The sequence below is a fragment of the Duganella sp. Dugasp78 genome, assembly GCF_059491455.1.
In genome coordinates this window covers 1,934,216-1,955,646 of sequence record NZ_CP168506.1, presented here as the reverse complement: position 1 = coordinate 1,955,646, position 21,431 = coordinate 1,934,216, and the positions used below count along the sequence as shown (strand labels likewise).

Below are 21,431 nucleotides of genomic sequence, written 5' to 3'. Positions count from 1 at the left end.
ATGACCAAAAAGATTCTCATCCTGTCCGTCTTCGTCGTCGCATCCTGTGGCCTGGCCTATGAATTGATCGCCGGCGCCTTGTCCAGCTACCTGCTGGGCGACTCCATCCTGCAATTCTCCACCATCATCGGCTGCTACCTGTTCGCCATGGGCGTGGGCGCGCACTTTTCCAAATATGTCAGGGACGAGGACGTGCTGTCGCGTTTTGTGGATATCGAACTGGCGGTCGGCCTGGTGGGCGGCTTGTCGGCGGCGGTGCTGTTCCTGACCTTCTCGTGGATGGCGGCGCCGTTCCGCACGCTGCTGTACGTGATGGTGTTCCTGATCGGCGCCTTCGTCGGCATGGAAGTGCCGCTGGTGATGCGCGCCCTGAACGAGCGCAAGACCGAATTCAATGAACTGGTCAGCCGCGTGCTGACCTTCGACTACCTGGGCGCGCTGGCCGTGTCGCTGCTGTTCCCGCTGGTGCTGGCGCCGTATCTGGGGCTGGTGCGCACCGGCTTCTTGTTCGGCATGCTGAACGTGGGCGTCGCCCTGTGGACAATTACCGCGTTTCGCACAGAGCTGAAAAACGTCACCGGCCGCATGTTGCGCGCCGCCAGCGTGATGTGCGTGTTGTTGTTCGGCTTCGCCTTCGCCGACAAGATGACCTACTGGGGCGAGCATGGCCTGTTCGGCGACGAAATCGTCTACGCCACCACCACGCCCTACCAGCGGCTGGTGATCACGCGCTGGAAGGACGACCTGCGCCTGTACATCAACGGCAACCTGCAATTCTCCTCGCGCGACGAGTACCGCTATCACGAAGCGCTGGTACATCCGGTGCTGCAACCGCTGCCCTGGGCGCGGCGCGTGCTGGTGCTGGGCGGCGGCGACGGCCTGGCGCTGCGCGAGATCCTGCGCTATCCGAATATCGAGCAGGTCACGCTGGTCGACCTCGATCCCGCCATGACCGGCGCCTTCACCAGGCGCGAGGAACTGGTCAAGCTCAATCACGGCTCCTTCAGCGACAAGCGGGTGCACGTCATCAATGCCGACGCGGCCATCTGGCTGCAGCATAGCGACGATATGTTCGACGCCGTCGTCGTCGATTTCCCCGATCCGTCCAGCTTCGCGCTGGGCAAGCTGTACTCGGTGCCGTTCTACGGCATGGTGAAGAAGCACCTGTCGGCCAACGGCTTGATGGTGGTGCAATCGACGTCGCCGTTCTTTGCGCCGCACGCCTACTGGACCATCGACGCGACGCTGCGCGAAGTGGGCCTGAAGACCTATCCGTATCACGCCTACGTGCCGTCGTTCGGCGAGTGGGGCTTCATTCTCGCCACGCCGCAGGCGGACTACAAGCCGCCCACCGAATACCGCCTGCCGATGCGCTACCTGAACGCCGACACCACGCGCGAGATGTTCATCTTCCCGCCGGATATGACGGCGCTGCCGATGGAGCCCAACCGTCTCAACACGCAGTCGCTGGTGCACGAGTTCGAGCAGGACTGGCGCAGGGTGATACGCTGATGCTGCGCCGCTCCTTCCTCGTATGGGCCGGCGCCAGCGGCGTGGTGGCGGCGGGCAGCGTGGCAGGATTTCACCGCTGGCAGGAGATCACGCCAGCGGTCCATTATCCGGGCCGCGCCGAGGGCCACTTCCTGCGCGACCGCCGCGCCTTGCCGCCGCCGTCGGAAGTTATCCGCACCGACATCGCCATCCTCGGCTCCGGCATGGCCGGCCTGACCGCCGCGTGGAAGCTGAAAAAACTCGGCAAGACCGACGTGCTGATGATCGACGGCCCGCAGCCGCACGGCAACGCCGCCGGCGGTGCCTTCGGCGACCTTGAATACCCGACCGGCGCGCACTACCTGCCGCTGCCGTCGCCGGAATCGGTGCACGTGCGCGAGATCCTGGCCGACCTGGGCATCATTCAAAAAGATCCGATGGCGGAGAAGCCCTACTACGACGAGCGCTTCATCCTGCACGGGCCGGAGGAGCGGTTGTTGTTCAACGGCCGCTGGCAGGACGGCTTCATTCCAACCGGCGGCGTGCCGCAATGGGAGCGCGACGAACACACGCGTTTCTTCGCCGAGGTAACGCGGCTGCGTCAGACGCATGGCGCGGACGGCCGCCGCATCTTCGTGTTCCCGACCGTGCTGTCGTCGGAAGACCCGCAGTGGCAGGCGCTGGACCGCATCACGCTCAAGCAGTGGCTGGAGCAGAACGGCTACAAGTCGCCGACCTTGCACTGGTACCTGAACTACTGCTGCCGCGACGACTACGGCACGCGCTACGACCAGGTCTCGGCCTGGGCCGGGCTGCACTACTATTGCAGCCGCTGGGGCCAGGCCGCCAACGCCGGCAACGGCGCCTGGCTCACCTGGCCGGGAGGCTTGCAGCCGCTGGCTTCCGGCATCGAGCGCGCGGCCGCCATCCAGCGCAAGGCCGGCACCGTGGTGTCGCTGAAGACCACGGCGGACGGCGTCGAGGCGCTGTGCTTCAGGCTGGAAAACGGTCAACCGTTCACCTACACCGTCCGCGCCCGCAAGGCCATCTGCGCGATGCCCACCTATGTGGCGGCGCGGGTTGTGGATAACATCGCTGCCTACGGCTTCGACCCGGCCCAACACGTTCCACAGTACGCGCCGTGGATGGTGGCGAACTTCCTGCTCAAGCGTTTCCCGGACGAGCGCCCCAGCCAGCCGCTGTCGTGGGACAACGTGGTGTACAGCGAGCCGGGACTCGGCTTTGTCGTCTCCACCCATCAGGACATCCGCGTGCGGCCGCCGGAGAAGACCGTCTTCAGCGCCTACGTCGCCCTGTCGGACCGCAAGCCAGCCGCCGCGCGCCGCTGGCTGGAGGCGGCCACGCCGGAGGAGCTGCTGGCGCTGGCCAGCGCCGACCTGAAGGAAGCCTACGGCTCGCAGTTCGCCTCCTGCGTCGAGCGGGTCGACATCACGCTGCGCGGCCACGCGATGGCCTCGCCCGGTCCCAACTTCCGCAGCAACGCCGGCATGAAGGCGCTGCGCGAGGTGGATGGCCCCATTCTGTTCGCGCATGCCGACCTGTCGGGCTTCTCGGTGTTCGAGGAGGCCGCCTGGTGGGGCTGCCGTGCCGCCACACTTGCGGCTTAAACCCCCAAAGGTCGGGGTCGGACCCCGTACGGGGTCCGACCCCTGTCGCCGCAGTGCGGGGTAAACGGTTCCCGCGCGCGCCGTTCAGTTTGTCGGAATGCTATGCTAGTGTCATGACACATGACGCCCGCCAGCGCTTCGGCGCCTCCGCCAAACTCAAGCTGCGCGAAAGCGACGCAGACGACATGGCATTTTCCTGCCGCTCCGCCAACCCGGAACTGAGCAAGTCCAAGGCCAAGGCGCTGGACCTGAAGCGCACCGCCGCGCTGATCGCCCGCATCGACGCCTTGCAGGACAAGCTGTATGCCGAGCACGATCGGAAGGTGCTGCTGATCCTGCAGGGTATGGATACCGCCGGCAAGGACGGTACGATACGTGCCATGTTCAGCGGCATCAGCCCGATGGGCGTGCGCGCCGCCGCCTTCAAGAATCCGACCGACAACGAGCTGGCCCACGATTACCTGTGGCGCGTGCACCAGCAGGTGCCGGTCAAGGGCGAGATCGCGATCTTCAACCGCAGCCACTACGAAGACGTGTTGATCACCAAGGTGCAGGGCATGATCGACGGCGCCGAGTGCAAGCGCCGCTACGCGCAGATCCGCGATTTTGAACGCATGCTGACGGAGACGGGCACGGTGATCGTCAAGGTGTTCCTGCACATCTCGAAGGAAGAACAGCGCCAGCGCCTGCAGGAGCGGCTGGACGATCCCGACAAGCAGTGGAAATTCAACCCGGCCGACATCGACCAGCGCAGTAAATGGGACGACTACCAGCGCGCCTATGAACGCGCCATCCGCGAGACCAACGCGCCGCACGCGCCATGGTACGTGGTGCCTGCCAATTCCAAGACCCATCGCAACCTGGTGGTCGCCAGCCTGCTGCTGGAAACGCTGGAAGCGATGGATCTGACCTATCCCGAACCGCATCCCGATTTATCCTCGTTCACCGTGGAGTAAAGGAGCTTACCCATGCTGCAACTTAAAGATCCCAGCCTGCTGCGTCAGCAGGCCTATATCAATGGCCTGTGGAGCGACGCCGACAACGGCGCCACGCTGGCCGTCACCAATCCCGCCACCGGCGAGCAGCTCGGCACCGTGCCGCTGATGGGCACTGCCGAGACGCGCCGCGCCATCGCCGCCGCCAACGCGGCCTGGCCGGCCTGGCGCAAGAAGAGCGCCAAGGAACGCGCCGCCATCCTGCGCAAGTGGAATGACCTGATCCTGGAAAATACCGAGGACCTGGCGCAGCTGATGACGGCGGAGCAGGGCAAGCCGCTGGCCGAGTCGCGCGGCGAGGTGGCGTATGGCGCGTCGTTCATCGAATGGTTCGGCGAGGAGGCCAAGCGCGTGGCGGGCGAAACGCTGGCCTCGCCGTGGCCGGACCGCCGCCTGGTGGTGACCAGGGAACCGATCGGCGTCTGCGCCGCCGTCACGCCATGGAACTTCCCGATCGCGATGATCACCCGCAAGGCCGGTCCGGCGCTGGCGGCCGGTTGCCCGATGGTGCTCAAGCCGGCCGAGTCGACCCCGTATTGCGCGCTGGCGCTGGCGGTATTGGCCGAGCGCGCAGGCGTGCCGGCCGGCGTGTTCAGCGTGGTGACCGGCACGCCGAAGGACATCGGCGCCGAAATGACCTCCAACCCCACCGTGCGCAAGCTGACCTTCACCGGCTCGACGGCGGTGGGCCGTCTGCTGATGGAGCAGAGCGCGAAGACCATCAAGAAGCTGTCGTTGGAACTGGGCGGCAACGCGCCGTTCATCGTGTTCGACGATGCCGACCTCGATGCGGCGGTGGAGGGCGCGCTGGCCTCCAAGTACCGCAACGCTGGCCAGACCTGCGTCTGCGCCAACCGCATCTACGTGCAGGACGGTGTGTACGACCAGTTCGCTGAAAAACTGGTGGCCGCCGTGGCCAAGCTCAAGGTCGGCAACGGCGCGGAGGAGGGCGTCACGCAAGGCCCGCTGATCGACGAGAAGGCGGTGCAGAAGGTGGAACAGCACGTGGCCGATGCGCTGGCCAAGGGTGGCCGTCTGCTGGCGGGCGGCAAGCGGCACGCGCTGGGCCACAGCTTCTTCCAGCCGACTGTGATCGCCGACGTCACGAGCGACATGATCGTCGCCAGCGAGGAGACCTTCGGCCCGCTGGCGCCGTTGTTCCGCTTCACGACCGACGAGGAGGCCGTGGAACTGGCCAACAACACCGAGTTCGGCCTGGCCAGCTACTTCTATTCGCGCGATATCGGCCGCATCTGGCGCGTGGCCGAGGGACTGGAGAGCGGCATGGTCGGCGTCAACACCGGCCTGATCTCGAATGAAATCGCACCGTTCGGCGGCGTCAAGCAATCGGGCCTGGGGCGCGAGGGATCGCGCCACGGCATCGACGACTACCTGGTGATGAAATACATCTGCCTGGGTGGCATCTAGTCCGGCGCGCTTAGCCGCACCAGCACGGTGGCCGGCGCCACGCCGGTCAGCCGGTCGACCATGCGCTTGACGGCCGCCATCTGGTGACCGGACTTCTGCGCAAAGCGCGGATCGTCGTAGGAAAACCAATCCCAGCACGCGTTGGGATTGGTGTACGGGTAGATCGCCGACGCTTGCGGATACAACACCACGATCTTGTTGCTGTCGGCCCAGGCGTTGTAGCCGGCGTGCTCCACAAAAGTGGTGCCGATATTGTCCAGGTCCTGCAGGCAGCCGTGGAAGGCCACGTGCAGCTTGCACCCCGCGCCGCTGTTGCCGTCGCAGGCCTTGGGCACGTACAGGTAGCCGGTGCTGGCCATGCCGTGCCAGCCCGGCAGCGGCAGGAAATCCGACTGGTCGAAGGCGATGAAGCGGCCGCCCAGCGTGCCGTTGTTGCGTGGCGTGAGCGGGCCATAGATCCAGCGCAGCAGCTCGCCCGCAGCATCGTAGCCGCAGTTGTTGATGTAGGGCGTGCCCAGCGTGCTGCAGGTGTTGCCGTACTGGTCGGTCGGCATCGCATGCTCGGCCGACAGGTTGCGGGTGTAGGAAATGTGGTCGGCGTCGACGTAGTGGCGATAGTAGAAGAACAGGTCGTTCATCACCGGCTGCGGCACGACGGTATCGGCGCTGCCGGACAGCATCCAGATATGGTGGTTGGCCAGGGCGGCGGTCGGGTCGATGCTGCCGGCACTGGCGAACCAGTCGGTGAAGGCGATCAGGTCATTGATGCGGGTGGCGCCGGGGCTCACCTGGCAGGCGAACAGCTCGTTGGTGCAGCTGCAACTGGTGGTGGCGATGAACACGTTGCCCTGCGAGCAGAAGTACGGCCCGCCGGCGATGACGCCGGCGCCCCGCACCGTCTCCGAGAAGGCCACCTCGAACTGCACCGCCATGTAGGCGCCGGACGAGAGGCCGGAGACGGTGACCTGGGTGGTGTTCATGTTCGGCAGCGCCACCACCTGCGCCTCCGCGACGCCGGCGAGCAAAGCCCATAGCAAACACAGCATCTTCATCATGGCTCCTCGCGTCAGATAGGGCATCCAGTCTGGGGCAGTAGAGCCGATTTTGCTTAATTTCGCTCAATCGTGCGCGGGCAACATTTACCCGGCCGTATTGAACGAGGCAACGACGTCGACCAGCTGCTGCCTGATCCAGACATGAGCGGGGTCGCCGTGGAAGCGCTCGTGCCAGATCATGGCCGGCGACAAGGGGGCGACTTGTAGCGGCAAATCCAGCAGCATGAGCGGGAGCTTTTCCGCAAGCCGGCGCGCCAGACGGCCAGGCAGTGTAAGGATCATGTCGCTATCCGCCACCAACATCGCGCCGGCAAGAAAGTGCGGAACGCGCAGCGCGACGTGGCGGGTGTGGCCCAGTGTCGAGAGGGCGGCGTCGACCGCGCTTTCTCCCACGCCGGAAATCGTCACGGCAACGTGGCGCAGCGTCAGATAACGTTCCAGGCTGAGGCCGCCCGCCAGCCCGGGATGACCGGATCTCACCACGCACGCCATGCTGTCGGTGTAGAGGCCGCGCCGATAGAGGCTGCCGGGCAGGGCCTCGAAAATGCCCAGTGCCAGATCCGCGGTCCCCTGCTCGACGAGCCGCACGTTGTCCCCGGCAGGTTGGGCGATATGCAGGCTGAGCGCGGGCGCATGGCGCTCCAGGCGCGCGATTAAACCGGCCAGGACCAGCAAGCTCAGATGGTCGTGCGCGGCGATCGTGATCCGCCCCGTTGCGGAGGCGGGATCGAAGACGGCGGGCGAGACGATACCTCTGGCATCTTCCAGCAGCCTGGCCACCCGGCCAGCCAGCATTTCACCGCGTGGCGTCAGGTCCAGCCCGAGCTTGCCGCGCACCACCAGGCGGTCACCGAGCATGGTGCGCAGTCGTGCCAGCGCGCGGCTGGCGGCCGGTTGGCTCAAGCCCAGGCGCAGGCCCGCCTGGGTGACGCTGCGCTCCCGCACGAGAGCGTCGAACAGCTTTAACAGGTTGAGGTCGACTGAAGACAAATCCACTTGGTGCATTTTCACTATGACTTTCATGCCATTGATGCATTTCGAACAATCATGCACCCTTCAGTTTCATCTTAACAGGAGATTTTTATATGGCTGCTTCCCCTCACCTTCCTTACGTTGTGTTCGGCGTGACCGGCCGCACCGGCGCCGCTGCCGCCGATGCGCTGTTGCGCGCCGGGCAAGCTGTGCGCGTTGTCGTGCGCGATCCGGCCCAAGGCCGCATGTGGGCCGAGCGCGGCGCAGAGATCGCGGTGGCCGACCTGACCGACCTGGCTTCCATGACCAGGGCGCTCAGTCGGGCGCAGGGCGCCTATGTCGTCAGCCCGCAATCTTACAACCGTGAAGACCTGTTCGAGAGGGCCGGCTTGATTGCCGACACCACGGCGCGCGCCGCTGCGGCGGCGGAGGTGCCCAGGCTGGTGGCCCTGTCCTCGGTGGGCGCCGACCGCGAAAGCGGAACCGGATGGATCGGCATGAACCGCATGTTCGAGCAGCGCCTGGGAGAAGCAGGTGTGCCCACCGTCTTCCTGCGCGCGGCCTACTTCATGGAGAACTGGGCGCCGATGGTCGGACTGGCCGTGCGCAGCGGCACCCTGCCTACATTCCTGGCACCCGCGCAGCGTGCCATCCCCATGGTGGCGACTGTGGATGTCGGGAGCGCCGCAGCGGCCTTGCTGCAAGAAGAGCGGGCCGGCAGCTGCATTGTGACCTTGTCGGGGCCTCGGGACTACGCGCCGAACGATGTCGCCGCGATCATGTCAGCCGCGCTCGATAAGCCCGTCCACGTGGCGGTCCTGCCGGAAGCGGACTGGCCCCAAGCGCTGGCGGATGCCGGTTTCTCGGCGGCCGCGCTTGCCGGGTTCACCGAAATGACGCGTGGCCTCAACAACCCGCATATCGACATCAAGAGCGATCCGGGCGCGCTCGCATGGGCGGGAACCACCACGCTGGAACAAGTCATTCAAACGATGCTCGGCAAGCAAGCTGGTTAGGATTGGCATAAAATGGTCTTTTCCTTTTTCGGCCCATCACCATGTCCAAGACCTTTGCCCAGTTATGCCTGCTTTCCTCGCTGACTTTGCTGGCCAGCGCGTCCGCGTTTGCCCAGGCGCCCGCCACCGCCGCGTCGACGGCGGCGGCCCCGGCCGCTGCTGTGGGCAGCTGCCCGGCCATCCTCAAGCAGACCTTCAAGCGTTTGCAGGACGAGTCGCCGCAGGACCTGTGCCAGTACGCCGGCAAGGTGATCCTGGTGGTCAACACGGCCAGCTACTGCGGCTTCACCAACCAGTACGAAGGCCTGGAGGCGATGTACGCCAAGTACAGCAGCAAGGGCCTGGTGGTGCTGGGCTTCCCGTCGAACGACTTCGGCCAGCAGGAGCCGGGCAGCAGCAAGGAAATCGCTGATTTCTGCTACAACACCTACGGCGTGAAGTTCCCGATGTTTGCCAAGTCGGTGGTGTCGGGCAAGGAGCCGAATCCGCTGTTCGCCAACCTGATCAAAATCACCGGCAAGGCGCCGGCCTGGAACTTCCACAAATACCTGATCGACCGCAACGGCAAGGTGGTGGAAAACTTCGGCAGCAAGGTCACGCCTTCGGACAAGCAGCTGGTCGGCGCGGTGGAGAAAGCGCTGGCGATGTAAGCTGTGCTGAACTTTTGAGCAGGGCCGAGGTCTACCAGTAATGGCTGCCTCGGTGGCTCAATCGTCAGTGTGGAGGCGCCATGGCGCGTACTAGTCACTTGCTTGATATTTCGGTTGGCGGCATTACCGTCCGGACGAAACCTTCGACCGCCTTCCAACTGGTTCGGGCGCGCAACACCGGCAAGCGTGCCGTGATCGCGCTAGCCGATGTGCTCGCTGAGCCGGGCACGCCCATCTTCAGCGCCGATCCGCAGGACCCCAAGCTGGTCATCCGCGAACTTGATGGGCGGGTGGCGAGGGGTTATTTTAAAGCGGGCAAGTTTATCGAAGTCCCGTGACTCTACGCTGTCACCAGGGCAAAGCCTTCATCCACCCAGCCAGTAATCCCCCCCGGCATCAGCTTGACCGGCCGGCCCAGCTGCGCCAGGCGCACGGCGGCGCGGGCGGCGCCGTTGCAGTGCGGGCCGGCGCAGTACACCACGAACAGCGTGTCGGCCGGGAACTCGGCCAGTTTGGAGCCAATGATCTTGCGGTGCGCCAGGTCCAGCGCGCCCGGCACGTGGCCGGCCGCGTATTTCTCCGTGCCGCGCACATCCAGCAGGACGAAATCCCGGGGGCCGTTGGTCAGCGCGTCGTGCACGTCCCAGCAGTCGGTTTCGTAGCTGAAGCTGGCTTCGAAGCGGGCCAGCGCATCGCTGCTGGCGGCGGCGGGAATGGCGGCGACGAGGGACTTGGCGGACATCATGATCTCCTTCAATGAGTGGACAGTGACGCCATTGTGCGCCGCCGCCGCCGTCGCCGGCAGTGGCGCACCGGCCATTCTGCGTTAAGATTGCGCCATGAAAAAACATCTGGTTGTCGCACTGGCCTACGACCGCCTGTGCACCTTCGAGTTCGGCTGCACGGTCGAGCTGTTCGCGCTGGAGCGCCCCGAGCTGGACGTGGACTGGTACGACTTCGCGGTCTGCGCCGTCGAACCCGGCCCGATCCGCGCGGCCGGCGGCATCACCGTGCAGGCGCCGTACGCGCCCGAGCTGCTGGAACGGGCCGACACCGTCGTCATTCCCGGCTGGCGTGACGCCGACGAGCTGCCGCCGCCTGCGGTGCTGGACATGATACGTGCCGCCCACCGGCGCGGCGCCCGCCTGTGCTCGATCTGCTCCGGCGTGTTCGTGCTGGCCGCCGCCGGCGTGCTGGACGGCCAGCGCGCCACCACCCACTGGCGCTACGCCGACCGCCTGGCCCAACGTTATCCACAGATCCAGGTGCAGCCTGACGACCTGTACGTGGACAACGGCCAGATCATCACCGCCGCCGGATCGGCCGCCGGCCTCGACATGCTGCTGCATCTGGTGCGACGGGATTACGGCGCCAAGGTTGGCAACCTGGTGGCGCAGCGGCTGGTGGTGGCGCCGCATCGCGAGGGCGGCCAGGCGCAGTTCCTGCCGCGGCCGATGGTGCAGGGCGAGCAGGGCCGCCTGTCGCGGCTGATGGACTGGCTGCGCAGCCATCCCGAGCAGCCGCACACCGTCCACAGCATGGCCGAGCGCGCCGCGATGAGTCCGCGCACCTTGCAGCGCCAGTTCCAGCAGGCGACCGGCCTGGGTCCGGTCGAATGGCTGATCCGCGAGCGTGTCGCCCTCGTCAAGGAGATGCTGGAAGTGCCGGACGTGCCGCTGGCGCAGATCGCCGAGCGTGCCGGCTTCGGTTCGGAGGAATCGCTGCGCCACCATTTCCGCCGGCTGGCCGCCACCACGCCGGGCGCCTACCGCCGCCGCTTCGCCCACGCGATTTAATGGGGCTGCTTGTCATTTCGGCCATATTTGGCTACCCTGAATCCCCACACTGAGAAGGAGACAACCATGTCCTATGCAGACGGTTTTGTGATTCCTGTTCCGAAGGAAAACGTTGAGGCGTACAAGAAAATGTCGCTGGAATGCGGCAAGGTCTGGAAGGAGTTCGGCGCGCTCGAATTCCGCGAATGTATCGGCGACGATGTCCCGCCCGGCAAGGTGACGTCCTTCCCGCTCAGCGTCGACCTGCAGGAGGGCGAGGTGGTGGTGTTCTCGTGGATCGTCTACGCCTCCCGCGCGGCGCGCGACGAGATCAACGAGAAGGTGATGAAAGACCCGCGCATCGCCCACTACATGGATCCGAAGAACATGCCCTTCGACGGCAAGCGCATGATCTATGGCGGCTTCGAAATGATGATCGACCTGTGATGCTGGCACGCCGATCCAGCCAGCCCGGGGACGAGGCTTTCCTGCGCAGCGTGTACGCCTCCACGCGCGCGAACGAAATCGGCCTGTTCGGCTGGCATTCCAGCCAGGCCGAGATTTTCCTGCGCATGCAGTTCGATGCGCAGGACCGCCACTACCGCGCGGCCTATCCCGACGCGCAGTTCGATATCGTCGAACTGGATGGCACGGCGATAGGCCGCATCTACGTCGCGCGGCGGCCGCAGGTCACGCACGTGATCGACATCGCCTTGCTGCCGCCGTGGCAAGGCCAGGGCATAGGCACGCAACTGCTGCAAGGCTTGCAGCAGGATGCCGCGCGCGATGGCGGCAGCGTCAGCATGCACGTGGAGGGCAGCAATCCGGCGCAGCGTTTGTATGAGCGTCTGGGATTTCGCGTGACCGGCGACGCCGGCCCGTACAAGATGCTGGAGTGGCGTTCCTAGCTTGCCAGCACGGCCCGCATGGCGCCGCGCAGCGCGTTGCAGACGACGATCTCGTCGGCCGCCGCCAGCATCGCGCGCGTGATGACGGCCTCGCTGGCCTGCCATTGCGGATCGTCCAGCACCACGCCGCGCATCACGCCGGGCAGCACGCCGCTGCCCAGGGGCGGTGTCAGCCAGCGGCCGTCCACGTGAACGAAGACGTTGCTGCGGCCACCTTCGGTCAGTTCGCCGCGCTCGTTGAAGAACAGCGTATCGAAAGCGCCCTGCGCCTCGGCCTCGCGCCAGGCGGCGTCGTAGCGGCTGCGGATGCTGGTTTTGTGACGCAGGAACAGGTCGCCCGAGTCGGTGGCGTCCGGCGCCAGCAGCACGCGCACCGGCTCGGTCAACGGCGCCAATGGCGCATGCTGCACCGAGAACGCGCCCGCTGAACTGAGCGCCAGTCGCAGCCGGTAGTCGACGCCCGCATCCAGCATCGCGCAGGCGGTGTCGAGGTAGGCGTTGGCGGCCGCCTCGTCCCAGGCATAGCCGAAGCAGATTGCCGATGCCGCCAGTCGCCGCAGATGGCGCGCGCGATGGCGCACGCCGTCCGCCCGCGTGGCGCGCATGGTCTCGAAAATCTCGAAGTCGTTTTTCAGGCCGGTGAGGAAGCGTGCCTTGAGCTGGCATTCGGCGTATTCCTCCTGCGCGTCGCTGTCGAAGACGATGCCGGCACCCACGCCCATCTCGCCGCGGCGTACGCCGTTCGGGTGGGCCGGCGCCTGCAGCGTCAGCGTGCGGATCGGGACCGACATGCAGAAGTCGCCCACCTTGCCGTCGCCGCGCGGATCGAACCAGCCGATGGCGCCGGTGTAGATGCCGCGCGGGGCCGGCTCCAGTTCACGGATGATCTCCATCGTGCGCCGCTTGGGCGCGCCGGTGATCGAGCCGCACGGGTACAGCGCGTTGAAGATGTCGGCCAGCGTGGCATCGTCGCGCAGCCTGGCGGTGATGGTGGACGTCATTTGCAGCACGCTGCTGTAGCGGTGCACCTCGAACAGCGCGGGCACCTCCACGCTGCCGGTCTGTGCGATGCGGGCGATGTCGTTGCGCAGCAGGTCGACGATCATCAGGTTTTCTGCGCGGTTCTTCGGATCGGCGGCCAGCGTGGTGGCGCGCAGGATGTTCTCCTCCGCTTGCGACGGCGGCGCGGCGGGGGCGGTGCCCTTCATCGGCCGCGCGGTCAGCACGCCGCTCTCGTGGCGGACGAACAGTTCGGGCGACAGCGACAGGATGGCCGTGCCGTCCTCCAGTCCCACCAGCGCGCCATAGGGCACGGGCTGGCGTCCGCGCAGGCGCGCATACAGCGCGTGGATGCTGCCAAACGCGTCAAACCGCAGCCTGTACGTGTAATTGACCTGGTAGGTGTCGCCGGCCTCGATGTAGTCGTGGATGCGCGCCAGGGCCCCGCTAAAGGTCTCCTGGTCGATGTTGGCGCGGATGTTGGCGATGCCGGACGGCCGCTCGATCGGGAAGGAGTGCGCCGCCAGCCATTCGCCCACTTCGTCCGGCGACAGCTGGGTGCATTGCGAGAACAGCAGGATCTGCGCCAGCGGCGGGGCGTCCGCGGCGCGGGCCACGGGTGGGCCCAGCTCCAGCAGCTCCGCTCCCAGCTCGTAGCTGCACACGGTGACGGCATATTCGCCGCGCGTCAGCGCCGCCTGCATCCGCTCCAGCAGTTGCGGCCACTGGCCGATGTCGTCGCAACGCAGGGTGCCGGTGTGGCCGGAGTACAGGCGTGAACGAGCGCCCGGAGTTTGCATACCCTCCGGGCTGGCGTCATCCAGCAGTGCGAAGCATTCGGCGTTCATTTATTCAGCGTTCATTTTCTACGTACGGCAGCAACAGGGCTATTTGCAGCGGCGCGTCCTGCGCCGGGTTATTCTTGAATCCACTCTTGGCGTAACGGTGCCAGCGGCCGATGATGAAACTCACCAGCATGCCGGCGCGCGCCTGCACCTCCGGCTCGTGTGCCTGGCCTTCGGCGGCGGCCAGGCGCAAGGCCTGTTTCAGCGCCAGCTCGACGCGCTCGTAGAACTGGTTGATGCGCAGCTGCAGCCGCTCGTCCTCGTTCACCAGCGCCTCGCCGGTCAGCACCCGCGTCATGCCGGGATTCTGGCTGGCGAAGTTGAGCAGCATGCCGAGGATGTCGCGCGCCTGCGCCAGGCCGTCGTTTTGGCGTTCGGCGATCTGGTTGATCAGACCGAACACCGTCGACTCGATAAACTCGATCAGCCCCTCGAACATCTGCGCCTTGCTGGCGAAATGCCGGTACAGCGCGGCCTCGGAAAATTCCAGCTTGCGCGCCAGCGCGGCGGTGGTGATCTTCTCGCCTTTGGGTTGTTCCAGCATCTCCGCCAGCGCTTGCAGAATTTGCATGCGGCGCTGGCCCGGCGGGTTGCTTGCCATGTGATCTCGCGGATAAGTGAATGAGAGTGTTAGTGGTTCCGTTCAGCGCAGATGATGCAGGCGTGCCGGCAGATTCCTGACAGATTTTACTTTGACATCGACATAAGCGGGGCGAATTAAGCTTTTTTGCGGATGCGCCAGGCCGACCGCGTCGCCCACTTTCAGGTACTGCGTGACCCACGCGGTGCGCATGCCCAGCGCGTGGGCGCTGCGCAGATTGGCCAACGTATCCTCGACCAGCACGCAGCGGCCGGGCGTGAGTCCATGGCGGCGCATCAGTTTGCGCAGCAGCAGTTTGGACGGCTTGGGCCGCATCTGCCGGTGCACCGTCATGGCTTCGACCGAGACGTGGTGGCTGAACTGGCGCTGCAGGCCCAGGTGGCGCAGCACCTGCGTCGAATAGCGGTGCGGCGCGTTGGTCAGCAGGATTTTACGGCCGGGCAGGCGGCGCAGCAGCTGGCGCAGGCCGCGTTCGGCGCGGATCATGTCGGGCAGGCTGTCGAAGCGGTGGGTCTCGTCGAGAAAATGCGCGGCTTTGACGCCATGGTGCTTCACCAGTCCCAGCATGGTGGCGCCGTAGCGCCGCCAGTACAGCGTGCGCGCGGCGTTGACCGCGTCCGCGCCGGCGGGCGTGACGCCGTCGCCCAGCACATCGGCGATGTAGGCGTTCATATTGGCCATGAGCGCCGGGAAGATCGCGTGGGAGGCGTTGTGCAGCGTGTTATCCAGATCGAATAGCCACACCGGGGCGTTGCGGGTAATAATGTTCACTTCAAGTCAGTCATCTAAGGAAGCCATGCGGGAAGCCATACAGCGCCAGATTATAGTGATGTTCTGGACTTTACTCTGTTTCACGTTGATGCCGGCATGGGCCGCGGACAAGGTCCAGGTACCCAACCACGGCGCCTTGTTCAAGGTGCAGCAGGGCGGCCATACACTGTACCTGTTTGGCACCATCCACGTCGGCGCGGCCGATTTCTATCCGCTGGAGCCGCGCATCGCGGCGGTGCTGAAGAAGGCGCCGGTGCTGGCGCTGGAGATCGATCCGCTGGGCGACCAGCAGCCGCTGATGCGCGCCGTGCAGCGCCACGGCATGCTGGCCAAGGGCGGCCCGGCCGGCCCCGAGTTGTCGGCCGACTGGCGCCTGCGGCTGGACCGCCTGCTCAAGCAGTACAACATCGAACCGGAGACGGTGGCGGCGATGAAGCCCTGGCTGCTGGCCAGCCTGCTGACGGTGAGCGAGTTCTCGGCCCAGGGCTACGAAGCGGCGCTGGCGGTGGATGCGCATTTGTCGCGGCAGGCGCACGGCCGCGGCCAGAAGGTGATCGAGCTGGAATCGGCCGAGAGCCAGATGGCGCTGTTCGACCAGATGAGCGCCGATGAGCAGCTGATCTTCCTGCAGGAGGCCATCGCCGGCATCGAGGACAAGGAGCAGGCCAACCAGGCGCGCGAGATCGCCGACGCCTGGCGCAAGGCCGACACCATCGCGCTGGACGCGCTGGCGCTCAAGGCGGAGATGGACGACAGCTTCTCCGGCCGCTTCGTGCAGAAGGTGCTGCTGGACGGGCGCAATCCCACGCTGGCCGACGGCATGGCCAAGCTGATGGCGCGCGAGAACAACAGCGTGGCGGCGATCGGCATACTGCATTTGATCGGTAACGGCAGCGTGCCGGAACTGCTGCGCAAACGCGGCATGACGGTGGAACGGATTTACTGAACGGGGAGGGGTACTACAGGAATGGTGCCCTTTACGTGGATTGAACACGTGGCCTCTCCCTTACCAAGGGAGTGCTCTACCACTGAGCTAAAAGGGCGTACTGGTATGACGATGCACTTGAAATCGCGGCTAAAAGTGCATCGCCGTTTTTTCAGTGAGACCGGATCATAGTGCCAAAAGCCTGTTCGGTCAACACCTCGAGCAATAAACTGTGTTCAATTCGCCCGTCGATGATGTGAACCGTGTTGACGCCGGACTTGGCCGCGTCCAAAGCTGATGAAATTTTAGGCAGCATGCCGCCCGAAATCGTCCCGTCGGCGAACATCTCGTCGATCTCGCGCGCCGACAGGTCGGTCACCAGGTTGCCCTGCTTGTCCTGCACGCCGGCGATGTTGGTCATCATGATCAGCTTTTCAGCCTTCAGGATCTCGGCGATCTTGCCGGCGACGACGTCGGCGTTGATGTTGTACGCCTGGCCGTCCTGGCCGAAGCCGATCGGCGAAATGATGGGGATGAAGGCGTCGTCCTGCAGCGCCTTGACCACGGCCGGGTTGATCGCGTCGATCTCGCCGACGAAGCCGATGTCGAGGAACTGGCCCGGATTGTCGCGGTCCGGCATGGCCATCCGCTTGGCGCGTATCAGGCCGCCGTCCTTGCCGGTCAGGCCCACTGCCTGGCCGCCGTAGTGATTAATCAGCATCACGATGTCCTGCTGGACTTCGCCGCCCAGCACCCACTCCACCACTTCCATGGTTTCTTCGTCGGTGATGCGCATGCCCTGCACGAAGGTGCCTTGCTTGCCGATTTTTTTCAGCGCGTTGTCGATCTGCGGACCGCCGCCGTGCACCACGACCGGGTTCATGCCCACCAGTTTGAGCAAAATGACATCGCGGGCGAAGCCGTGTTTCAGACGCTCGTCGGTCATCGCGTTGCCGCCGTATTTGATGACAATGGTCTTGCCATGGAAATTACGGATGTAGGGCAGGGCCTCAGCCAGGATCTGCGCCTTGATCTGCGGCGCCACCGCGGTCAAGTCGTCAGTCATGCCTAAGTTAAGGTTAGTCAGTTGGGTCATGGCGAGTCCGGTTAGAAAATTCTGTGCAATTTTACAGCCTGATGCTGCAATCAACCATGCATTATAGGGCTATCCGGTTGTATTTTCCCGGATCATCCGATACGCTGGCCGTCATATGAGCCCTATCGATACCCTTCACCGCCAGTTGGAAGTCATGCGCCCCCTGCTTGTTCGATTTGCACAGTTGCAAATTCGGAATCAGGCGCTGGCCGAGGACGCGGTCCAGGACGCGCTGATCGCCGTGCTGGAAAAGCCCGAACGCTTCAACGGACAATCTTCCCTGCGCACCTATGTCACGGGCATCCTGAAGTTCAAGATCATCGACTGTCTGCGCGCCAGCTCGCGCGAACGCCAGATCGACACCGCCGAGGACCAGTCCGAGGACGACGCCATCGACGCGCTGTTCAAGGCCGACGGCCACACCGTCGCGCAGCCGCTGGCCTGGGGCGACCCGGATGCGACGCTGGAGCAGAAGGATTTCTTCAAGGTGCTGGAGGTTTGCCTGGAAAAGCTGCCCGCCAAGACCGCTCGCATTTTCATGATGCGCGAGTGGCTGGAGCTGGAAACCGACGAAATTTGTAAGGAACTGGCGATTACAACGTCTAATGCCTGGGTGCTCCTGTACCGGGCGCGCTTGCGTCTGCGCGAATGCCTGGACCTGAACTGGTTTGGCAACCGCCAGGCCACGTGACCGCGCCACTTAGCGTCACTTACTGTCTCACTTATTGTCTGCGACCATGGAACCACATGAAACCGGCTTGAAACCGACCTGCCGCGAAGTACACCGGCTGGTGTCGGAAGGGATGGACCGCGACCTGTCCTTCATTGAACGCACCCGCATGCGGCTGCACCTGATGGTCTGCGACGCCTGCACCCGGTTCAACGGCCAGATGTCGCTGCTGCGCACCGCCATGCACCGCTTCCCGGACGACAGCCCGCCGCCGCTGGACGACGACGAGCACGCGGAACATCACCACCCGTAGGCGCGCCATGAGCACCTGCTCGCGCTGCGGCGCCCAATTCAGCTGCGCCATGGTCGATGCCGATCCGGCGGCGCCGGCGCAGCCTTGCTGGTGCACGTATTTGCCGGCGTCGTTGCCGGTGCCGTCCGCGCCGGGCGCCAGCTGCTGGTGCCCGGACTGTCTGAAACAGCATATTTTGGACCAACGCGCCGCCCAGCCCAAGCCGGCCGGCTAGCCTGAAGGAAGCATGCATGCGCCGTTTTAGCGACATGGGTATCCGCGCGCGCATCAGCAGCGGCTACATCATCCTGATCCTGCTGCTGATCGGCGTGATCCTGGTCGGCGTCAGCCGCATCTACTCGATCCGCGCCGAGAGCGACCATATCCTGCACCAGGACTGGGCCGCCAGCGCCGCCATCAACGCCATCGACACGCAGTCGCGCGAGGCGGCCACCCGCATCGTCACGCTGATCATCCAGAAGGACCAGAAGCACCGCGTGGACAGCTACAGCCGCATCGACCGCATCAAGCTCGATATCGACGCCCAGCTGGAACTGCTGGCCAAGCTGGACGCCACGCCGGCAGCGCGGGCGCAGATCGAAAAGGTCAAGCAGGCGCGCGCCGCCTACTACGACACCTTCATCGCGGTGGCCGACATGGTGGAGGCGGAAGACCGCGACCAGGCCGAGGAAAAGATGAACGCGATGGCGCTGCCGGCGCTGGATCACTTGCTGGAGCAGATCAAACTGCTGGACCAGCTGCAGCAAAGCCAGGTGATGGCCAGCGCCGCGCGGGCGCGCGCCGACATCAATTTTTCGCTGGTGCTGATGTCGCTGATGGGCGGCACGGCGGTGCTGGTGGGGATAGGCTTCGGCATTTCGGCGCGTTCGATCACGCGGCCGCTGGAGGCGGCGATCGGCATCGCCAAGCGGGTCGGGCAGGGCGACCTCAGTTCCGTGATCGAGGTGACCTCGCAGGACGAGACGGGCGAACTGCTGCACGCGCTGAAGCTGATGACGGCCAGCCTGGCGGCCGAGCAGCAGCTGCGCCGCGCGGTGACGGTGGCCGAGGATGCGACCAAGATGAAGTCCGACTTCCTGGCCAATATGTCGCACGAGATCCGCACGCCGATGAACGGCATCATCGGCATGACCCACCTGGCGCTGCAGACCGACCTCACGCCCAAGCAGCGCAACTACCTGGAGAAGGTGGAGGGCGCGGCCAAGAACCTGCTGGGCATCATCAACGACATCCTGGACTTCTCGAAGATCGAGGCCGGCAAGCTGGCCTTCGAGCAGGTCGATTTCTACGTCGAGGACGTGATGGCGAATATCGCCGACCTGTCCGTCATGCGGGCGCAGGACAAGGGACTGGAGCTGCTGTTCGATGTGGCGCCGGACGTGCCGCAGGCGCTGGTCGGCGATCCGCTGCGCTTCGGCCAGGTGATGATCAACCTGACCAACAACGCCATCAAGTTCACACAGCAGGGCGAGATCGTGGTGACGATCCACGTGCAGGAACGGCTGCCGGACGAACGCGTGCGTCTGCGGATCGAGGTGCGCGACACCGGCCCGGGCCTGACGCCGGAACAGCAGGCGCGCCTGTTCCAGGCCTTCTCGCAGGCCGACACCTCGACCACGCGCCACCACGGCGGCACGGGCCTGGGTCTGACCATCAGCAAGCGCCTGGTCGAGCTGATGGACGGCGAGATCGGGCTGCAAAGCCAGCCCGGCGTCGGCAGCACCTTCTACTTCACGGCGGTATTCGGCATCGCCACCGTCGAGGCGCCGCTGCCGCTGCCTGACATTTCCGGCCTGCGCGCGCTGGTGGTGGACGACAACGCCAGCGCCCGCGAAATCTTCATGGGTATGCTGTCGACCATGCAGTTCAACGCCGCCTGCGCCGACAGCGGCCAGCGCGCCGTCGACATGGTGGCGCAGGCCCGCAGCGAAGGCCGGCCTTTCAATATTGTGCTGCTGGACTGGCAAATGCCCGGCATGAATGGCCTGGAGACGCTGCAGGCGATACGCGAGCAAGCCGCGGCCGCCGGCGCCGAGTCGCCGGCCTTCATCATGGTCACGGCCTACAACCGGGATGTGCTGATGGACGAGGCGCGCGGCATCGCCATTGACGCCATGCTGAACAAGCCGGTCAGCGCGTCGACGCTGCTCGATTCGATCTCCACCGTGTTCGGCAAGGACCTGAGCCGCTGCCGCAGTACGCGCCGCCGCGCCGACTATATGGCGGCCGAAGAGGCCGTGCGTGGCGCCTACCTGCTGCTGGTGGAGGACAACGAGGTCAATCAGGAGGTGGCGCAGCAGATCCTCAGCGACGCTGGCATCCGCGTCGATATCGCCGTCAACGGCGCGATGGCGCTGGCGAAGATCGCCGTGGCCGACTACGACGGCGTGCTGATGGATTGCCAGATGCCGGTGATGGACGGCTACGACGCCACCCGCAAGCTGCGCGAGGACGCCCGCTACGCCAGCCTGCCGGTGATCGCCATGACCGCCAACGCCATGGTCGGCGACAAGGAGAAGTGCCTGTCCGCCGGTATGAACGACTTCATCGCCAAGCCTATCGACGTGGCGCAGTTGTTCACGACGCTGGCGCGCTGGGTCAAGGTGAAGAACCCGCTGGCGCCGGTGGCGGCGGAGGAAACGCCGGCCGGCGCCGGCCGCGACGAGACGCTGCCAGCGGTCGCCGGCCTGCGCATGGAAGCGGCGCTGCAGCGCGTGGGCGGGAATGTTAAGCTGATGCGCAAGCTGTTGTCGCGCTTTGTCGAAACCCAGATCGACGCCATGCAGCGCATCGCCACCGCCATCGAGAACAACGATTTGTCCGGGGCCACGCGCGAGGCGCATACTGTCAAGGGATTGGCCGGCAATATCGGCGCCGGCGGCATGGCCGATGCGGCCGGCAAGGTGGAGCAGATGCTGGCGATGGGCGCGACCAAGGGCCGCGACGAGGCCATCGCCGACATGGCGAGCGAATTGAACGACCTGGTGGCGCGCATCGCGATGGCGATGTCGATGGACGGCAAGCCGGCCGCCGACGCCACCGGGCCCGCACCGGCCGCGCAAGCGGTCGACCAGGCGGAACTGGCGTCGATGGCGCACGAGATGGCGCGCCTGCTTTCGCAGGACGACGGCGCCGCCGTCAAGCTGCTGGACCGCCTGTGCGGCACGCTGACCGCCGCCGGCCAGGCCGAACACGCGCGACAGATGCGGCGCATGCTGGGACAATATGATTTTGAAGGCGCGCTGGACGAACTGAAGGCCGCCGCCGATGCACTGAACATCGCCTTGTGAAGA

The 21,431-nt window shown here is 65.3% G+C and carries 22 protein-coding genes and 1 tRNA gene; 15 read left to right on the top strand and 8 right to left on the bottom strand.

Annotated features, from left to right (window positions below; all coding sequences use genetic code 11):
* The 4 genes from ACEN9O_RS08715 to ACEN9O_RS08700 all read left to right on the top strand — a co-directional run bounded on the left by ACEN9O_RS08715 (position 1) and on the right by ACEN9O_RS08700 (position 5,542).
* The gene (locus ACEN9O_RS08715) at positions 1–1,512 is read left to right on the top strand and encodes a polyamine aminopropyltransferase (protein WP_495617176.1); all 1,512 of its coding nucleotides are present in this window, start codon (positions 1–3) and stop codon (positions 1,510–1,512) included.
* Positions 1,512–3,119, top strand: a complete 1,608-nt coding sequence (locus ACEN9O_RS08710) for an NAD(P)-binding protein (RefSeq protein ID WP_495617175.1) — start codon at positions 1,512–1,514, stop codon at positions 3,117–3,119. The genes ACEN9O_RS08715 and ACEN9O_RS08710 overlap by 1 nt, the downstream gene beginning before the upstream one ends.
* 113 nt (positions 3,120–3,232) lie before the next feature.
* A complete protein-coding gene (locus ACEN9O_RS08705; protein WP_495617174.1) occupies positions 3,233–4,075 on the top strand; it encodes a polyphosphate kinase 2 family protein in 843 nt (280 codons plus the stop codon).
* 12 nt (positions 4,076–4,087) lie between these two features.
* A complete protein-coding gene (locus ACEN9O_RS08700; RefSeq protein ID WP_495617173.1) occupies positions 4,088–5,542 on the top strand; it encodes an NAD-dependent succinate-semialdehyde dehydrogenase in 1,455 nt (484 codons plus the stop codon).
* On the opposite strand, the gene ACEN9O_RS08695 is transcribed toward ACEN9O_RS08700, so the two are convergent.
* Together ACEN9O_RS08695 and ACEN9O_RS08690 are read right to left on the bottom strand one after the other, a co-directional pair.
* Complete coding sequence (locus ACEN9O_RS08695) at positions 5,539–6,597, bottom strand: extracellular catalytic domain type 2 short-chain-length polyhydroxyalkanoate depolymerase (protein WP_495617172.1); 1,059 nt, start codon at positions 6,595–6,597, stop codon at positions 5,539–5,541. The two genes, ACEN9O_RS08700 and ACEN9O_RS08695, sit on opposite strands and share 4 nt — an antisense overlap.
* A gap of 84 nt (positions 6,598–6,681) precedes the next feature.
* Positions 6,682–7,620 (bottom strand): LysR family transcriptional regulator, encoded by a 939-nt coding sequence (locus ACEN9O_RS08690; RefSeq protein WP_495617171.1) that lies wholly within the window; start codon positions 7,618–7,620, stop codon positions 6,682–6,684.
* Positions 7,621–7,682: 62 nt separating this feature from the next.
* Between ACEN9O_RS08690 and ACEN9O_RS08685 the strand changes: the two genes are divergently transcribed.
* The 3 genes from ACEN9O_RS08685 (at position 7,683) to ACEN9O_RS08675 (ending at position 9,573) form a co-directional block, all read left to right on the top strand.
* Complete coding sequence (locus ACEN9O_RS08685) at positions 7,683–8,585, top strand: NmrA family NAD(P)-binding protein (RefSeq protein ID WP_495617170.1); 903 nt, start codon at positions 7,683–7,685, stop codon at positions 8,583–8,585.
* A 41-nt stretch (positions 8,586–8,626) separates the two neighbouring features.
* Positions 8,627–9,235: a glutathione peroxidase gene (locus tag ACEN9O_RS08680; RefSeq protein ID WP_495617169.1), complete on the top strand. Its 609-nt coding sequence runs from the start codon at positions 8,627–8,629 to the stop codon at positions 9,233–9,235.
* Between the two features lie 80 nt (positions 9,236–9,315).
* Positions 9,316–9,573 (top strand): hypothetical protein, encoded by a 258-nt coding sequence (locus tag ACEN9O_RS08675; protein WP_495617168.1) that lies wholly within the window; start codon positions 9,316–9,318, stop codon positions 9,571–9,573.
* Positions 9,574–9,575: 2 nt separating this feature from the next.
* Here ACEN9O_RS08675 and ACEN9O_RS08670 read toward each other — a convergent pair whose 3' ends face one another.
* Positions 9,576–9,977, bottom strand: a complete 402-nt coding sequence (locus tag ACEN9O_RS08670; protein ID WP_495617167.1) for a rhodanese-like domain-containing protein — start codon at positions 9,975–9,977, stop codon at positions 9,576–9,578.
* A 97-nt stretch (positions 9,978–10,074) separates the two neighbouring features.
* On the opposite strand from ACEN9O_RS08670, the gene ftrA reads away from it, so the two are divergent.
* From ftrA to ACEN9O_RS08655, 3 genes are all read left to right on the top strand, one after another.
* The gene (gene ftrA / locus ACEN9O_RS08665) at positions 10,075–11,031 is read left to right on the top strand and encodes a transcriptional regulator FtrA (protein WP_495617166.1); all 957 of its coding nucleotides are present in this window, start codon (positions 10,075–10,077) and stop codon (positions 11,029–11,031) included.
* Positions 11,032–11,097: 66 nt separating this feature from the next.
* On the top strand, positions 11,098–11,457 hold the full coding sequence (locus ACEN9O_RS08660) for a DUF1428 domain-containing protein (protein WP_495617165.1): 360 nt from the start codon (positions 11,098–11,100) through the stop codon (positions 11,455–11,457).
* Positions 11,457–11,918: a GNAT family N-acetyltransferase gene (locus ACEN9O_RS08655; RefSeq protein ID WP_495617164.1), complete on the top strand. Its 462-nt coding sequence runs from the start codon at positions 11,457–11,459 to the stop codon at positions 11,916–11,918. Before ACEN9O_RS08660 ends, ACEN9O_RS08655 begins: the two co-directional genes overlap by 1 nt.
* On the opposite strand, the gene pabB is transcribed toward ACEN9O_RS08655, so the two are convergent.
* From pabB to ACEN9O_RS08640, 3 genes are read right to left on the bottom strand one after another with little or no spacing between them, the layout of a single operon-like run.
* The gene (pabB, locus tag ACEN9O_RS08650) at positions 11,915–13,765 is read right to left on the bottom strand and encodes an aminodeoxychorismate synthase component I (protein WP_495617163.1); all 1,851 of its coding nucleotides are present in this window, start codon (positions 13,763–13,765) and stop codon (positions 11,915–11,917) included. The genes ACEN9O_RS08655 and pabB overlap by 4 nt on opposite strands.
* A gap of 4 nt (positions 13,766–13,769) precedes the next feature.
* Positions 13,770–14,363 (bottom strand): nucleoid occlusion factor SlmA, encoded by a 594-nt coding sequence (gene slmA / locus ACEN9O_RS08645; protein WP_495617162.1) that lies wholly within the window; start codon positions 14,361–14,363, stop codon positions 13,770–13,772.
* Positions 14,364–14,405: 42 nt separating this feature from the next.
* On the bottom strand, positions 14,406–15,128 hold the full coding sequence (locus tag ACEN9O_RS08640; RefSeq protein WP_495618446.1) for an HAD-IA family hydrolase: 723 nt from the start codon (positions 15,126–15,128) through the stop codon (positions 14,406–14,408).
* A 64-nt stretch (positions 15,129–15,192) separates the two neighbouring features.
* Between ACEN9O_RS08640 and ACEN9O_RS08635 the strand changes: the two genes are divergently transcribed.
* On the top strand, positions 15,193–16,080 hold the full coding sequence (locus tag ACEN9O_RS08635; protein WP_495617161.1) for a TraB/GumN family protein: 888 nt from the start codon (positions 15,193–15,195) through the stop codon (positions 16,078–16,080).
* A gap of 22 nt (positions 16,081–16,102) precedes the next feature.
* Here the strand turns inward: ACEN9O_RS08635 and ACEN9O_RS08630 are convergent.
* Positions 16,103–16,177 (bottom strand) — tRNA-Thr (locus ACEN9O_RS08630).
* 54 nt (positions 16,178–16,231) lie between these two features.
* Positions 16,232–17,125, bottom strand: coding sequence for an acetylglutamate kinase (gene argB, locus ACEN9O_RS08625; protein ID WP_495617160.1), 894 nt, complete (start codon positions 17,123–17,125; stop codon positions 16,232–16,234).
* A 145-nt stretch (positions 17,126–17,270) separates the two neighbouring features.
* Here argB and ACEN9O_RS08620 point away from each other — a divergent pair, with 145 nt between their 5' ends.
* Genes ACEN9O_RS08620 through ACEN9O_RS08605 form a run of 4 tightly spaced genes read left to right on the top strand, consistent with a single transcriptional unit; the run spans position 17,271 to position 21,428 of the window.
* The gene (locus ACEN9O_RS08620) at positions 17,271–17,846 is read left to right on the top strand and encodes a sigma-70 family RNA polymerase sigma factor (RefSeq protein ID WP_495617159.1); all 576 of its coding nucleotides are present in this window, start codon (positions 17,271–17,273) and stop codon (positions 17,844–17,846) included.
* A 46-nt stretch (positions 17,847–17,892) separates the two neighbouring features.
* Positions 17,893–18,138: a zf-HC2 domain-containing protein gene (locus ACEN9O_RS08615; protein ID WP_495617158.1), complete on the top strand. Its 246-nt coding sequence runs from the start codon at positions 17,893–17,895 to the stop codon at positions 18,136–18,138.
* Positions 18,139–18,145: 7 nt separating this feature from the next.
* On the top strand, positions 18,146–18,352 hold the full coding sequence (locus ACEN9O_RS08610; protein WP_495617157.1) for a cysteine-rich CWC family protein: 207 nt from the start codon (positions 18,146–18,148) through the stop codon (positions 18,350–18,352).
* A 16-nt stretch (positions 18,353–18,368) separates the two neighbouring features.
* A complete protein-coding gene (locus ACEN9O_RS08605) occupies positions 18,369–21,428 on the top strand; it encodes a hybrid sensor histidine kinase/response regulator (protein ID WP_495617156.1) in 3,060 nt (1,019 codons plus the stop codon).
* Positions 21,429–21,431 lie beyond the last annotated feature (3 nt).